Genomic DNA, 15936 nt, shown 5'->3' on the forward strand with positions numbered 1-15936 from the left:
GAATAACAAGATGAATACGCAACTGACCGTCGACCCTGTTGAAAATCACCTGGCCAATGGCCTCAAGGACCTCTGGTTCCCGGTATTGCCCTCGGACCTGCTGGGCGAGAAGCCGGTATCGGTGCGCCGCCTGGGCTACAAGATCGCCCTGTGGCGCGACAACGATGGCAGCGTCCATGCCCTGGAAGACCATTGCCCGCATCGCGGCGCGCCGCTGTCCCAGGGGCCGGTGCTGGGTGATCGCCTGCAATGCCCTTACCACGGGGTCGAAGTGCGCTGCGACGGCACCGTGACCAAGGTGCCCGGCAGCCCCGGCTGCAAGCTCGAAGGCAGCCGGCCGACGCGGATGTTCCACACCCGCGAAGCCGCCGGCGCGATCTTCCTGTTCAACGCCACCGACCCGCACTTGGAAACCCCGCCGGAACTGGTGCTGCCGGAGCAGCTGAGGTCCCCCGAGTGGAGCAGCTTCGTCTGCTACACCGAGTGGAAAGGCGACTACCGCTACGTGCTCGACAACGTCATGGACCCGATGCACGGCACCTACCTGCACAAGATGTCGCACTCGATGAGCGAAGGCGAAGCCACCGCCAAGTTCGTCACCCGCGATACCGACAACGGCTTCTTCTTCGAGAAGGAAGGCCAGCGCGGGGTGAACTTCGACTGGACCGAGTTCATGGACAACGGCTGCCACTGGCTGCGCCTGGAAATTCCCTACCCGAAAACCGGCGGCCCGGGCGGCAACTTCACCATCATCGGCAGCTACACCCCGAGCAGCCGCTCGCTGGCGGCGGTGTTCCACTGGCGCTGCCGTCCGCTGACCGGCTGGCAGCGCGACACCTGGCGCTTCCTCTACAAGAACCGCCTGGAAGCGCGGCACTGGGCGGTGCTGGAGCAGGACCGGGTGCTGCTGGAGTTCATGGAGCCGGACGCCAACCAGCGCGAAAACCTCTACCAGCACGACCTGGGCGTGGTGCGGCTGCGGCGCTACCTGAAGAACGCTGCCAAGGCCCAGCTCGAACTGATCGAAGCGAAGCAGTTGCCATGAACCGGGCCGTGCACCGGGTGCGCAGCGCAGCCGTGGCCGAGCCGGCCGGCGCCAGTTGGTCCAATGCCCTGGTGATTGGCCGCGAGGTGCTGCTGTCCGGCATGACCGCGCACCCCGCCAGCCGCGAGGCCGCGCAAGCCGGCGCGGCGCTGGATGGCTACGCCCAGACCCTGCTGGTGCTGGGCAAGATCCAGGCATTGGTGGAAGCCGCCGGCGGCCACATCGGCAATATCTGCCGGCTGACGGTGTACCTCACCGACATCGCCGACAAGGAGCAGGTGGGCCGCGCCCGGCGCGATTTCTTTGCCGGGCAGGCGCTGTTCCCGACCTCCACCCTGGTGGCGGTCAGTGCGTTGGTGTTTCCCGAATTACGGGTCGAGATCGAGGCCGACGCCCGGCTCGATGTCGACCTGCGTACCGTCATAGAGGTGAACGATGTCTAAACCCTCCCTCCTCACCGCCCGCGTCCACACCCTGCGCTACGAAGCCGAAGGCATCATCAGCGTCGAGCTGCGGCCCCTGGGCGATACGGTGTTCCCGCCGTTCGACGCCGGCTCGCACATCGACCTGCACCTGGCCAACGGCCTGGTGCGCAGTTACTCGCTGCTCAACTCGCCCAGCGACCAGGGCCGTTATGTGGTCGGCATCCTGCGCGACCGCAACAGCCGCGGCGGCTCGGAATACGTGCACAGCCAGCTGCGGGTCGGCATGCACCTGTCGATCGCCGCGCCGCGCAACAACTTCGAACTGGAACCGAGCGCCAGCCACAGCGTGCTGGTGGCCGGTGGCATCGGCATCACGCCGATCTACTGCATGTTCCGCCAACTGCTGGCCCTGGGAAAATCCGCCGAGCTGATCTACTGCGCGCGCTCGCGCCAGGAGGCCGCGCTGGTGGAAGAGCTGAGCGGGCTCAAGGCCCGGGTGATCTACCACTTCAACGACGAGAAAGGCGCACCGCCGGACCTCGCCGCCTACCTCGCCGGCCAGCCGGCGGACACGCACTTCTACTGCTGCGGCCCGACGCCGATGCTCGATGCCTTCGAAGCCACCTGCGAGCGCCTGGGTTATCCCCATGCCCATATCGAGCGCTTCGCCGCCGCCGAGTTGCCGCCCAGCGCAGACGCCCAGAGCAGTTACAGCGTCGAGCTGAAAAAGTCCGGCAAGACCCTGTCCGTGGAGCCCGGCCTGAGCCTGCTGGATGTGCTGCTCGAAGCCGGCTGCGACATCGACCACAGCTGTCGCGAAGGGGTCTGCGGCTCCTGTGAAACGCGGGTGGTGGAAGGCGAGATCGACCACCGCGACGGCGTGCTGACCAAGGCCGAACGGGCGGCCAACCGATCGATGATGGTCTGCGTTTCCGGCTGCAAGAGCCGGCGCCTGGTGCTGGACCTCTAGCACGCTATGTAATTGCTACGTAACGGTTACGTAATTGCTACGTAATCGTTGCCAGGCAAAGGCTGTACGACCGTTACGTACCGCCAAACCCGCTGAAAGACTGCAAAACGGCCGCTGTAGCCGCTGCCGAGCCCGGCGAGGCTGCGATCGGTTGCGCAGCAGCCGCAAAACCTGCCAACCGCGCTTCCATTGATACACCGCAGCGCCCGGATGGCGGCCCCTGCGGTGCCGTTCGCCGCCTCGCGGGCTCGGCAGCGGCTACAGGCAGTGATGTCGGCCTTTTTTAGGCTCGCGGTTTATGGCGAAAAATGAACTTTCGCTGTAACCGACAGGCATCTGATTGTTCACCAGTAAAACAAACTTCCTGCCCGCTTATTTAACAGCGTGCAATAAAGACGCACCCATAACGCGCAACTTTGTTACCCACTTTCCCCGCTGTTTCACAGGCTGCACAGAAGCCTGTGTTTCCCATATAAACAATTGTTTTCAATAACCTTTTCATAAACATCCAAGATGCAGGATGCCTGGCACAGTTCCTGCTCTACCCCCTGTAAATCCACGGGCCAAACGGCGTTCCACCGATAAAACAACAATAACCAGCACTTAATCCGGCAAGACCCACTCCCGCCACAGTTGCCTTATCAGGCAAGCGGGTAAGTGTTGCCGATCGTCAAGTAGCGCCGAGCATTAAAGGTGAGGTCAAAAATGAAACGTCATGTCTTATGTGCAGGATTGATGGTAGTCAGTTGCGCAAGTTTCGCCGTCGAACCCATTCCTTCCGCCCCCGTGCGGGCCAACGCCGCCAACAAGCCTTTTCCGCATATTTCCTGGCGCAGTGACGACGGCGACAGCAGCCTGGATATCGGCGGCGCGCTGCGCACCAATTACCGCGACGAACATTGGGACACCACCGAGAATAACGGCCGGTTCCTGTTCGACACCTTCCGCCTGGATGTGCAAGCCACCTACAAGAACCTCTACAGCGATATCGGCTACTGGTTCCAGGACGACGGCAAGCGCTCCATCGACCGCGGCTTCGTCGGCTACCGGCTCAACGCCAACGCCAACCTGCAACTGGGGGCGCCGTTCAAGCCCTTCGGCCTGGAGCCCTATCCGCAGTTCGGCTGGAGTTATCACATCCCGTTTTTCATGGGCTACGGCGTGAGCGCAGGCTCGGGCCTCAAATACACCTACAAGGATCAGGACTGGGACGTGCAGCTCGGCTACTTCCCGCGCATGTTGCCCACGGATATTCGCTACTCGCCGGAAGTCGGGCGTTACGCCGACCTCGATAACAACGCCATTGCCTTCACCCAGTCGCGCCAGGACAACGAGAAGCGCAACCAATTCAACGCCCGCGTGGCGCGGACCTTCAACAGCGATGGCTGGAAGACCGAGATCGGCGCCTCGCTGGCCACCGCCCAGCTCTACAACGCCACCACCAGGGACGATGGCGACTACTGGGCCGCGGGCGTGCACGCGGTCATCAGCAAGGGGCCGTGGACCGTCACCACCCAGGGCATCCGCTACGAGTTCGATCCCCAGAACCCGACCGGCGTCAGCCAGGATTCGGTGCTGATGGGCGGCAACGGCCTGACCCCGGCGTACCTGATCGCCTCCAAGGCCACCATCGCCTCGTTCAACGTCGGCTACGACATCTACACGCCCAAGCTCGGGCAATTGAAGAAGATCAAGCTGTACAACGACTACAGCCGGATGATGAAAGACCGGAGCGGTTGGGACGACTCGCAGATGTACACCGTGGGCGCGCAGTTCCTGGCCATGCCGATCATGGCCTGGGTCGACCTGACCTGGGCCCGGAACGCCAACCCCTACGGCGGCGCGGAGAACGGCAGCGGCTTCACCAGCACCAGCTCGGTGGGCAGCAACCAGTGGTACTACCGGACCAACGTCAATATCGGCTACTACTTCTGAGGCCTGCCGGGCCGCGCCGCCCCCCATCGCGGGCAATCGATCGTCGACCGGCTCGCTCCTACGAAAACGCAAAGCTGTCGCCGGTATCGTCTGCGACGGGAATCTTCTGTAGGAGCGGCCGGTCGACGCTCGATCGCTCGCGATAGCCGCAAAGCGGCGCTCTGCCAGCCACACCGCATTTTCGTTGACGTTCATCGCGAGCCAGCTTCGCTCCTACGGAGGCGATAAAGCGTGCCGAGGCGCTTGCGCAAGAACCGATTCAGCCCCTTTCCCCGCCTGCCGTTCCTCGGCTCGACGCGCTATATGCAGACGGCGGGCGCGCGCACCGGTATAGTGCGCCCCCTCTTCACATGGACAGCCGTCGGTAACGAGGCTCAACCCCATGGGAAACCCGAACTAATAACAACCCGCGAATTGGAACCGGGACGAACACTCGCCCCACCTGTCGTGCTGCCCGCGCGACGGTGTGTAACTCGATGTTTCGGACCGCCCAGCTTCTGCCTTTACAAAAAACAGCGAGGAATACTCCATGCTCGAAGTCATCAACGACTTCCTCTCAGGGAAAGTACTGATCGTGCTCATTGTCGGGCTCGGTAGCTACTTCACGATCCGCTCGCGTTTCGTTCAATTGCGCCATTTCTTCCACATGTTCGCGGTGTTCCGCGACAGCCTCAAAGGCAGCGCCGGGCAACTCAGCTCGTTCCAGGCCCTGATGCTCAGCCTTGCCGGCCGTGTCGGTGCAGGCAACATCGCCGGTGTCGGCATCGCCGTGACCCTCGGTGGTCCGGGTGCGGTGTTCTGGATGTGGGTGACCGCACTGGTCGGCATGTCCAGCAGCTTCTTCGAATGTACCCTGGCCCAGGTCTACAAGCGCGCCGATGGCGACGGCCTGTACCGTGGAGGTCCGGCTTACTACATCCAGCACGGCCTGAAGCTCAAAGGCATGGCGGTGGTGTTCTCGATCCTGCTGCTGGTCACCTACGGCTTCGCCTTCATCGGCCTGCAGTCCTACACCGTGACCCACTCGCTGCAGAACGCCTTTGCCTTCGACCCACAACACACCGGTATCGTCCTGGCGGTGCTGCTGGCCATCACCTTCATCGGCGGTATCAAGCGCATCGCCTCGGTGTCCGACCTGCTGGTACCGATCAAGACTCTGGCCTATATCGGCGTGACCCTGTACGTGATCGGCACCCAGATCGAACAGGTCCCAGCCATGCTGGAAACCATCTTCAAGAGCGCCTTCGGTCTCGACCCGGCCTTCGGCGGCTTGCTCGGCAGCGCCATCGTCATGGGCGTGAAGCGTGGCGTATTCGCCAACGAAGCGGGCCTGGGCAGTGCGCCGAACGTCGCCGCCGTGGCCGCCGTGAAGCACCCGGGCGCCCAAGGCGTGGTCCAGGCTTTCAGCGTGTTCCTCGACACCTTCGTGATCTGCACCTGCACCGCGCTGCTGATCCTGCTGTCGGGCTTCTACACCCCGGGCTTCGAAGGTGACGGCATCGTCCTGACCCAGAACTCGCTGGCCGCCGTGGTCGGTGACTGGGGCCGCATGTTCGTCAGCGTCGCGCTGTCGCTGTTCGTCTTCACCTGCATCCTCTACAACTACTACCTGGGCGAGAACAGCCTGCAGTTCCTCACCCGCAACCGCACTGCGCTGATGACTTTCCGCGGCCTGGTGCTGGCGCTGGTGGTCTGGGGTTCGATGCAGGACCTGTCGACCGTGTTCGCCTTCGCCGACATCACCATGACCTGCCTGGCCTTCGTCAACCTGGTGGCCCTGGCCATGCTGTTCAAGGTCGGCCTGCGCGTGATGCGCGACTACGACGAGCAGCGCCGCGCCGGCGTCAGCCAGCCAGTGTTCGACTCCAGCAAATTTACCGATCTGGACCTGGACCTGAAGGCCTGGCCGACCAGCCCGTCGGTTGCTGCCGAGGCCGACGTTCAGCCGCAAGGTATTCCCGCAGCGCAACGCTGATCGGGTAAAAACCGGGCGCATGTCTTGCGCCCGGCGTGACACAAGCGGCGGTCAGCTTCATGCTCGACCGCACGCTGTCATCGTTCCGGAGACTCCCCAATGAATGCCAACACCTATCCTGCCGCGCAGAACGTCATGGTGCTCTACACCGGCGGCACCATCGGCATGCAGGCCAGCGCCCACGGCCTGGCCCCGGCCTCGGGTTTCGAGGCGCGGATGCGCGACTACCTGCACAGCCAGCCCGAGCTGGTGGTGCCCGACTGGCGCTTTCGCGAGATGGCGCCACTGATCGACAGCGCCAACATGACCCCCGCCTACTGGCAGCGCCTGCGCGAAGCCGTGGTCGATGCGGTCGACGTGCAAGGCTGCGACAGCGTGCTGATCCTGCACGGCACCGACACCCTGGCCTACAGCGCCGCGGCCATGAGCTTCCAGCTGCTGGGCCTGCCCGCCCGCGTGGTGTTCACCGGCTCGATGCTGCCGGCCGGGGTGACCGACAGCGATGCCTGGGAAAACCTCGGCGGCGCCCTGGTCGCCCTCGGCCAGGGCCTGGCGCCGGGCGTGCATCTGTACTTCCACGGTGAACTGCTGGCGCCGACCCGCTGCGCGAAAATCCGCAGCTTCGGCCGTCATCCGTTCGCGGCGTTGCAGCGCCAGGGCGGCGCAGCCAAGGCGACGTCGATTCCAGCGCAGCTGGATTACCGCCAGGCCAAGCAACTGGCCAGGGTCGGCGTATTGCCGCTGGTGCCGGGGATCGCCGCCGAACAACTCGACGCCCTGCTGGGCAGCGGCATCCAGGCGCTGGTGCTGGAGTGCTTCGGCAGCGGCACCGGGCCGAGCGATAACCCGCAGTTCCTGGCCAGCCTGCAACGCGCCCGGGAACAGGGCATCGTGATCGTGGCCATCACCCAATGCCATGAAGGCGGCGTGGAGCTGGACATCTACGAGGCCGGCAGCCGCCTGCGCGGCGTCGGCGTACTGTCAGGTGGCGGCATGACCCGCGAAGCGGCCTTCGGCAAGCTCAACGCCCTGCTGGGCGCCGGCCTGGACAGCGCCGAAGTGCGGCGCCTGGTGGAACTGGACCTGTGCGGCGAGCTGAGCTGATCCCTCCCCTCGCTCCTGCCGAATTCCCCTGTAGGAGCGAGGCTTGCCCGCGAAGGACGTCAACGATGATGCGGTGTAGCTGATAGACCGCCGCTGCGCGGCTATCGCGAGCAATCGAACGTCGACCGGCCGCTCCTGCAGAAACGTAGCGCGGCATACAAATTGCTCCGTTTTCAGCATCCCCCGAGCTGGAAACGGACATGCTGCATTCCCACCTCACCACCCTCAACGCCGTCTCGCTGGTGCTCAACACCTTCAAGGACCAAGGGCTGCCCAGCGACGCGCTGCTGGCCGGCAGCGGCATCAACGCCGCCGACCTGAGCCGCGCCGACACCCGCATCACCACCAACCAGGAAATGCTGGTGTGCGCCAACGCCGTGGCCCTGCAACGGGATATCGGCCTGGAGCTGGGCCGGCGCATGCACGTCTCCAGCTACGGCATGCTCGGTTATGCCCTGCTCACCAGTGCCACCTTAGGTGACGCTTTGCGCCTGGCGCTGCGTTATCCGGCGCTGTTGGGAACACTTTTCGAGCTGAGCCTGGAAGCGGACGGCGAGCTGATCTGGCTGACCGCCGCGGATTACCGCGAGAACCCGGCGCTGGCGACCTTCAATATCGAGTTCTGCCTGGTGTCGATGAAGGTCATCTGCGACGACCTGCTGGGCCATCCGCTGCCCTTGCGCGGTGCCCGCTTCGACTACCCCGCCCCCGATTACCAGCGCCGCTATGCCGAGCGCTTCGACTGCCCGCTGCAATTCGATGCAACCTGCAATGCCTTCGCCTTCGACCGGCGCTGGCTCGAACAGCCGCTGCCCCTGGCGGACGCCATCACCCACCAGGCCATGGCCGAACGCTGCCGCAAGCAGAACACCGAATTCACCGGGCGCCAGGCGTGGCTGGGGCGTATCCGCCAGCTGCTGGCGGCGCAACTGGACGCCGCGCCGGGCCTGGAAGGCCTGGCCGAACAGATGAACTGCTCGGCCCGCACCCTGCGCCGGCACCTCAAGGACCTGGGGTGCAGCTATCAGGAACTGCTCGACGAGCTGCGCTTCGAGCGAGCCAAGCAGATGCTCTGCGAGGACGACCTGCCGATCTACCGCATCGCCGAAGCCCTGGGCTTCAGCGAAACCGCGAGCTTCCGCCATGCCTTCGTGCGCTGGAGCGGCGTCGCCCCGAGCCAGTTCCGGCCCTGACACAAACCCCGGCATAAAACCGCCGATTGCATTACATTGCCGGCCTTTCATACCGGCAAGGGACTGCAAACGTGAACTTCTTTACAGGCATCGTTGCCAGGCACATCCGCTTTTGCGCGAGCGGCCTGGCGCTGCTGATGCTCGCCATCGCCCCCGCCGTCCAGGCATTCGACCTGGACCTGGCCAAGATCAAATGGTGGCAAGTCTCCCGCGGCATCGTCCTGGACGAACCGGAAACCGCCACCCTGCAGATCAAGCCGTTCCCCCTGCCAGGCCTTGAGCAGTTGCCGGCGCGGATCGTGCTCAGCCAGTACCGCGGGCTGTTTTATCTCAACGCCTACCAGGACGCGCAGTACCAGCAGCGCATCTACAAGTCGCCGCCCTTGCCGCTGTTCAGCCCCGAGGAACTGCGAGCCTGCGTCTCGCCGGACGACCCGATCCAGGTCTCGGACAACTGGCCGCCGAGCAATCAGCTCGAAGTCGGGCTGAGCCTGACGCCCTTGAGCTTCAATTGCATCAGCCCGGACTGGCAGCTCAGCCAGCGTTATCTGCTGATCGACCAGCGCTATCCGCAGCAGCCGATGCTGGCCATCAGTCACCGCCGCGACCTGACCCAGATGGACTTCACGCCGCTGCAACCGATCGGTAGCGAGATCGAGCAACAGTGGTTGTACGCCCTGCAGCGCTTTCCTGCGTGGTTCCGGCCCTTCAGCAGCGGCACGGGCCCGATCACCTTCAATGCCTATGCGCCAGCGGCCACGGCGGACGACGTCTGGACCCAGTTCCGCGAACTCCACGAGCAACTGCGCAAAGCCAAGGACAAGGGGCCGGGCATCCGCCAGGTGGAAGACTTCTTCGCCGCCCATGACTTTCGCACCATGGCCCAGGACCGCAGCGAATACCCGGGCCTGCTCAACGACATCGCCTACTGGACCAGCGAGGCCGGCCAGCTGAAAACCGCCCGCCCCTGGCTGTTGGAGGTGTTGCGCCGGGAACCCGGGCGCATGCCGACCTACCTCAACCTGGCCGACCTGGACTGGGCCCAGTTCGAACAACGGCCGCTGGACAACATCCACCAGGGCCGCGCCATCGAACGCTATCGGCTGTATTGCGGCCTGCGCCTGCAACGCCAGTTGAGCGTGCCGCCGCGCGTATTGCAGCGCCTGGGCCTGAAGTCCGCCAACCCGCAGGCGTGCCAGGGCTTCTGGCCGCTGGTGGCCGCCGTGGATGCCGGCGACGCGGCCGAGGTCCGGCGCTTGCTGGCCGGTGGCGTCAGTGGCGAAGTCATGGCCGACGACGGGCGCAGTGCCCTGCTGCACGCCCTGGACGCGCCAAACCTGGAGATCGCCCGACTGCTGCTGGCCCACGGCGCCCATACCAGCGGCCAGTACAAATGGACCACCCTGGGCCTGCAGGCCATGGAGCGCGACCTCAAGGACAGCCCTGACCTGAACCAGGGCGGGCGCCTGAAGTTCCTGCTGGAAGCCGGCGTCGCCATCGACGAGCAAAACAGCCGGGGCTACACCCCGCTGATGCAACTGGCCGAGCAGAAGCGCAACCTCGAAGGCTTCACCTGGCTGCTGCAACACCCGCAGAACCTCGAACTGCGGACCGTGGATGACAACGAAACCGCACTGTACCGGGCGTTCTGGGGCAACAACTACGCGGCAATGAGGCAACTGATCGAAGCCGGTGCCAATCTCAACCTGAACTACGGTCGCGGCACCTGCTCCAACCAGCAACCCGGCGGCCAGAGCCTGCTGACGTTCGTCGCCGACAAGACCTCCGCCGACGACAAGTCCCCCACTGTCAGCCAGCAGGAGACCCTGGACATGTTCACCCTGCTGCTGGAGAAAGGCGCCGATCCGAATGCCGGCCAGCGCTGCGAGAAAAACGGCCGCGCCCTGCTGCTGGGTATCCTCACCCGGAAAAAACGCGAGGACATGCTCCAGGTGCTGCAGCGCTTCGATCAAGCGCCGCCCGCAAGCTGACCCCGCTGGCGCCCCGCAATGGGGCGCCGTGCTGTTTCAAGGGGCGAATTGCGGACACAGGTTTTGGCCATATCGATCCCCTTTTGGCCGCTCCTGCCGTTCTCCAAAAGCCCCGGCGCCGCAAGACTGTGAGCACCGAACCAGCCTGCGGAGAACAACAAATGCTGACGATCTACTCGGACGATCACCACCTGCACCACGGCCGCTGCGAACTGATCGACGGGCAACTGATGCCCTGCTTCGAAATGCCGTCGCGCGCCGACCACGTGCTGGACCGCGTGAAGTATCGCAACCTGGGCCCGGTCGAGGCGCCCAGGGACTTCGGCCTGGGGCCCATCGAACGCATCCACAGCCGCGCCTACCTGGACTTCTTCAAGGGCGCCTGGGAGCGCTGGGCGGCCCAGGGCATCGACGGCGACCTGCTGCCCTACACCTGGCCGGCGCGCACCCTGCGCAGCGTGATCCCCACCAGCCTGCACGGCCAGCTTGGCTACTACAGCTTCGACGGCGGCGCGCCGATCACCGCCGGCACCTGGCAGGCGGCCTACAGCGCCGCGCAAGTCGCCCTGACCGCCCAGGCGGTGATCCAGCGCGGCGCGCGCAGTGCCTTCGCCCTGTGCCGGCCACCGGGACACCATGCCGCCGGCGACCTGATGGGCGGCTACTGCTACCTGAACAACGCGGCCATCGCCGCCCAGGCCTTCCTTGACCAGGGCCACAAGAAGGTCGCGATCCTCGACGTCGACTACCACCACGGCAACGGCACCCAGTCGATTTTCTACGAACGCAACGACGTGCTGTTCACCTCGATCCACGGCCACCCGGAAGCCGAATTCCCGTTCTTCCTGGGTTACGCGGACGAGCTGGGCGAAGGCGCAGGCGTTGGCTTCAACTTCAACTACCCGCTGCCCGCCGGCAGCGGCTGGGACAGCTGGAGCGCGGCGCTGGAACAGGCCTGCGAGGAAATCCGCCGTTATGGCGCCGACATAGTGGTCGTATCGCTGGGCGTGGACACCTTCAAGGACGACCCGATCTCGCAGTTCAAGCTCGACAGCCCGGACTACCTGGCCATGGGGCAACGCATCGCCGCCCTGGGCACGCCGACGCTGTTCGTCATGGAAGGCGGCTACGCGGTGGAGGAAATCGGCATCAACGCCGTCAACGTTCTCGAAGGCTTTCAAAGCGCCCAGTGAAGGAAACCCGCCACATGAACAGGCTCAAAAGCTACATTGCGCCCGCGCTCTGCGCGGCGCTGCTGGGCGGTGCCGCACAGGCAGAAGAACGCACCCTGCGCGTCTACAACTGGTTCGACTACATCACCCCCAAGGCCCTGGAAGACTTCAAGGCCGAGAACAGCCAGGTCAAGCTGATCTACGACATCTTCGACACCAACGAGGCGCTGGAAGCCAAGCTGCTGACCGGCAACTCCGGCTACGACGTGGTGGTGCCGTCCAACGTGTTCCTCGCCAAGCAGATCGAGGCCGGGGTGTTCCAACCGCTGGACCGCAGCAAGCTACCGAACTGGAACCACCTCGATCCCAAGCTGATGCAGCTGATCGAGGCCAACGACCCGGGCAATAAGTTCGCCGTGCCCTACATGTACGGCACCATCCTGATCGGCTTCAACCCAGCCAAGGTCAAGGCCGCCCTCGGCGAGAACGCGCCGGTGGACAGCTGGGACCTGATCTTCAAGGAAGAGAACATCAGCAAGCTCAAGCAGTGCGGCGTGGCCCTGCTCGACTCGCCGTCGGAGATCCTGCCGCTGGCCCTGCAGCACCTGGGCCTGGACCCCAACAGCAAGCAGCCGGCGGACTACGCCAAGGCCGAAGCGCTGCTGCTGAAGATCCGCCCCTACGTCACCTACTTCCACTCGTCCAAGTACATGGCCGACATCGCCAATGGCGACATCTGCGTGGCGGTGGGGTATTCCGGCAGCTTCTCCCAGGCCGCCAACCGCGCCAAGGAAGCCAAGAACGGCGTGGTAGTAGACATGCGCCTGCCCAAGGAAGGGGCGCCGATCTGGTTCGACATGCTGGCGATCCCCAAAGGCGCGAAGAACCCGGACGATGCCTACCGCTTCATCAACTACCTGCTGCAACCCAAGGTGATCGCCCCGGTCAGCGACTTCGTCGGCTACCCGAACCCGAACAGGGACGCCACCGAGCAGGTCGATCCGTCGATCCGCAACAACCCCAACCTGTACCCGACCGACGCGGCGATGAGCACGCTGTACACCTTGCGGCCGCTGCCACGGGACGCGGAACGGGCGCGGACCCGGGCCTGGACCAAGATCAAGGCCGGGACCTGATTACCCGGCGTCCGTAGGAGCGAGGCTTGCCCGCGACAGGGGCGCCGCAGTGTATCGGCTACACCGCGTTATCGTTCATCGCGGGCAAGCCTCGCGCCTACGGAAGCTCAGCAGCCCGTCAGCCCTTGCGACTGACGCTCCTCGGCAAAGAACCACGGCCGCAGGCGCACGCCCACGCCGTTGCCGATAAAGGCCGCTACCAGCCACAGCCAGCCGTGCAGGCTGCCGGAGGCGATACCGCTGAAGTAGGCGCCGATGTTGCAGCCGTAGGCCAGGCGCGCACCGTATCCCAGCAGCAAACCACCAATCACCGCCGCCACCAGCGAGCGCGCGGGAATCTTCAGGCTTGGCGCGAAACGCCCGGCCAGGCCCGCCGCCAGCAAGGCGCCGAAGACGATGCCGATATCCATCACGCTGGTGATGTCCTGCCACACCGGCGCGGCCAGGGCCTTGGCGTTCGCCGCGCCCTGCCAGAACACCCAGCTGCCGACATCCACCCCCAGCCCGCTGGCGACCTTGGCGCCCCACAGGGCAAACGCCGAGGTGATGCCCCAGGGCCGTCCGGCCAGGGCCAGGGTGGCGAAGTTCAACAGGGCCAGGGCGACCGCGCCCCACACCAGCGGCCAGGGCCCGCGCAGCAGGCGGCGCCAGCCCTGGTGCGCGCTGTCGACCGGCGCTTCCAGCGTGCCGTGGCGGCTCTTCTCAAGGCGTACCGTAACCAGGGCGATCAGGGCGAACAGACCGAGGCTGAGCCCCAATGCCGGCGCCACGCCGAAGCGCTGCACGATGGACACCGGCGGCAGCGACGGCAAGGCGAACCACCAGTCCACATGGTGGGTGGCGATCAGCGAACCGCAGATGAAAAACAGCAGGGTCACCAGCATCCGCGCGTTACCGCCGCCCACGGTAAACAGCGTGCCGGACGCGCAACCGCCGCCCAGCTGCATGCCGATGCCGAAGATGAACGCACCGACAATCACCGAGACCCCGGCCGGCGCCACCAGCCCCGTGACCGGCGAACCGAACAGGCTGCCCGCGCCCAGGGCCGGGAAGAACAGCAGCACCGCCAGCGCCAGCATGACCATCTGCGCCCGCAGGCCGGCGCCGCGACGATCGCGGATAAACACCCGCCAGGCCGAAGTGAAACCGAAGGCGGCGTGATACAGAGTCAGGCCCAGGGCCGCGCCCAGCAGCAACAGCCACACCTGGCGCGAGCCGACCTGGGCCTGCAGGAATACAGCGCCGGCCAGCAGCACGATCAAAGCGAACAAGGGCGCGCCGAACTTGCGTTCGGGCGTCGCGGAAAGAGTCAGGCTCATAAGGGTTCTCGACAAAGACAATGGCCGCGAGTATAGCCGTCACACGCCCCAGGCCCGGCGCAGACGCTCCAGGGCACAGGCGATATCGGCCTCGGGCACCGCGGCGAAGCCCAGCACCAGGCCAGCGCGCTGGTCCGCCGGCTGGGGCGAGTCCGGCAGCCAGTAGTTGCTCAGGCCGTTGATCTCGACATCCACGGCGGCGGCCTTTTCCACCAGTTCGCGCTCCCGCGCCAGGCTCTGCACCGGGATCGTCAGGTGCAGGCCCGCCGCCACGTTCGGCACCTTGCCCACCCCGGGGATATCCACAGGCCAGCCGGCCAGCAAGGCATTGCGCCGACTCAGGGCGGCGCGGCGCATGCGCCGGATATGCCGCTGGAAATGCCCGGCGGCCATGAACTCGGCCATCACCGCCTGGGTGCTGACCTCGGAATGGCGCACATCCAGCGCCCGGCGCTGAGCGAAGGGTTGCACCAGCGCCGGCGGCAGCACCAGGTAACCCAGGCGCAAGGCCGGGAACGCGACCTTGCCGAAAGTGCCGACGTACAGCACCCGGCCCTGCCGGTCGAGCGCCGCCAGGGGGGCCAGCGGCGCGCCGCTGTAGCGGTACTCGCCGTCATAGTCGTCCTCGACGATCCAGCCGTTGCTGCGCTCGGCCCAGGCCAGCAGTTCCAGGCGCCGGGCCAGGCTCAGGGTGACCCCGGTGGGGTACTGATGGGACGGCGTAACGTAGACCAGTCGGCAATCGCTCAGGGCTGCCAGCGCCCCGCAGTCGAAGCCCTCGTTATCCACCGCCACCCCGTGCAGGCGCGCGCCGGCAATCGCGAAGGCATGCCCCGCCGCCCGATAGCCGGGGTTTTCCACCGCCACCCCGTCGCCAGGGTTCACCAGCAACTGTGCACAAAGGCTTATGCCCTGTTGTGCACCACTGGTGATCACAATTTGTTCAGCGCTGCATTGCATGCCGCGCGAACTGCGCAAGTAGGCGGCGATCAATCCGCGCAGGCGCTCCTCACCGGCCGAATCGCCATAACACAGCTGGCCCAGATCCGGTTTGCGCCAGAAAGCCGCATTCAGCTTGGCCCAGACCTCGAACGGAAACAGATCGAAGGCCGGAATCCCCACCCGAAAAGCCCGTGGCGGACCGCTTTGCGGAGTCGCCAAATGGTGCTGTTCGACCCGCTCCAACGCCTCGCTGTGGATAACTTTACTGGATGTAATCCCAGGCAAATCCAGGCATTTTGTGGATAACCCTGTGGGTAAGCCTGGTGATAACCCTGTGGATACTTTTGTGGATAAATTTCTCGCCGACTTTTTGATCGGTAGCCGGCTCTCGGGCAATTGCGCCACGTAGGTGCCATCGCCCACCCGGCCTTCGATAAAACCTTCGGCGTACAGCTGGTCATAGGCGCGCACCACGCTGTTGCGGGAAATCTCCAGGGCCGCCGCCAGGTCGCGGCTGGCCGGCAGGCGCGTGCCGCTGGCCAGCCGGCCGTCCAGCACCCGCTGGCGCAGCGCCTGGTACAGCTGGCGGCTGAGCCCCTGGCCGCGGTCCAGCTCGATACCGGCGGGGTTGAAGGAAAGCGGCAATGTCGGGCTGTTCATGGACTCCCCCCGGCCGGCTGAATGGACCCGCCAATGGACCTATGAAAATGACTGAAGATGGCTCTTACA

General features: G+C 65.2%; 12 protein-coding genes. 10 read left to right on the forward strand and 2 right to left on the reverse strand.

Going from position 1 to position 15936, the window contains the following annotated elements:
- Window positions 1-10 precede the first annotated feature (10 nt).
- From CXQ81_RS01605 to CXQ81_RS01650, 10 genes are all read left to right on the forward strand, one after another.
- On the forward strand, window positions 11-1045 hold the full coding sequence (locus CXQ81_RS01605) for an aromatic ring-hydroxylating dioxygenase subunit alpha (protein WP_101336304.1): 1035 nt from the start codon (window positions 11-13) through the stop codon (window positions 1043-1045).
- Window positions 1042-1488, forward strand: coding sequence for a Rid family hydrolase (locus tag CXQ81_RS01610; RefSeq protein ID WP_101336305.1), 447 nt, complete (start codon window positions 1042-1044; stop codon window positions 1486-1488). The genes CXQ81_RS01605 and CXQ81_RS01610 overlap by 4 nt, the downstream gene beginning before the upstream one ends.
- Window positions 1481-2440: a PDR/VanB family oxidoreductase gene (locus tag CXQ81_RS01615; RefSeq protein ID WP_085532761.1), complete on the forward strand. Its 960-nt coding sequence runs from the start codon at window positions 1481-1483 to the stop codon at window positions 2438-2440. The genes CXQ81_RS01610 and CXQ81_RS01615 overlap by 8 nt, the downstream gene beginning before the upstream one ends.
- A gap of 705 nt (window positions 2441-3145) precedes the next feature.
- Window positions 3146-4375: a hypothetical protein gene (locus tag CXQ81_RS01620; RefSeq protein ID WP_101336306.1), complete on the forward strand. Its 1230-nt coding sequence runs from the start codon at window positions 3146-3148 to the stop codon at window positions 4373-4375.
- A gap of 529 nt (window positions 4376-4904) precedes the next feature.
- Entirely contained in the window at window positions 4905-6350 is a 1446-nt protein-coding gene (locus CXQ81_RS01625) for a sodium:alanine symporter family protein (RefSeq protein WP_101336307.1), read from the forward strand.
- Between the two features lie 99 nt (window positions 6351-6449).
- Entirely contained in the window at window positions 6450-7454 is a 1005-nt protein-coding gene (locus CXQ81_RS01630; protein ID WP_101336308.1) for an asparaginase, read from the forward strand.
- Between the two features lie 200 nt (window positions 7455-7654).
- Window positions 7655-8647 carry an AraC family transcriptional regulator gene (locus CXQ81_RS01635; RefSeq protein ID WP_101336309.1) on the forward strand — a complete coding sequence of 331 codons (993 nt, stop codon included), beginning with the start codon at window positions 7655-7657 and terminating at the stop codon, window positions 8645-8647.
- Window positions 8648-8718: 71 nt separating this feature from the next.
- A complete protein-coding gene (locus tag CXQ81_RS01640) occupies window positions 8719-10638 on the forward strand; it encodes an ankyrin repeat domain-containing protein (RefSeq protein WP_101336310.1) in 1920 nt (639 codons plus the stop codon).
- A gap of 161 nt (window positions 10639-10799) precedes the next feature.
- Entirely contained in the window at window positions 10800-11831 is a 1032-nt protein-coding gene (locus CXQ81_RS01645; protein ID WP_101336311.1) for a histone deacetylase family protein, read from the forward strand.
- A gap of 14 nt (window positions 11832-11845) precedes the next feature.
- Window positions 11846-12946 carry a polyamine ABC transporter substrate-binding protein gene (locus CXQ81_RS01650; RefSeq protein ID WP_101336312.1) on the forward strand — a complete coding sequence of 367 codons (1101 nt, stop codon included), beginning with the start codon at window positions 11846-11848 and terminating at the stop codon, window positions 12944-12946.
- A gap of 107 nt (window positions 12947-13053) precedes the next feature.
- Here the strand turns inward: CXQ81_RS01650 and CXQ81_RS01655 are convergent, their stop codons facing one another.
- Both CXQ81_RS01655 and CXQ81_RS01660 read right to left on the reverse strand, forming a co-directional pair.
- On the reverse strand, window positions 13054-14265 hold the full coding sequence (locus CXQ81_RS01655) for a YeeE/YedE family protein (RefSeq protein ID WP_101336313.1): 1212 nt from the start codon (window positions 14263-14265) through the stop codon (window positions 13054-13056).
- Window positions 14266-14304: 39 nt separating this feature from the next.
- Complete coding sequence (locus CXQ81_RS01660) at window positions 14305-15867, reverse strand: PLP-dependent aminotransferase family protein (RefSeq protein ID WP_101336314.1); 1563 nt, start codon at window positions 15865-15867, stop codon at window positions 14305-14307.
- Window positions 15868-15936 lie beyond the last annotated feature (69 nt).

Source organism: Pseudomonas sp. 09C 129 (assembly GCF_002843625.1).
Classification (GTDB): Bacteria; Pseudomonadota; Gammaproteobacteria; order Pseudomonadales; family Pseudomonadaceae; genus Aquipseudomonas; species Aquipseudomonas chlororaphis.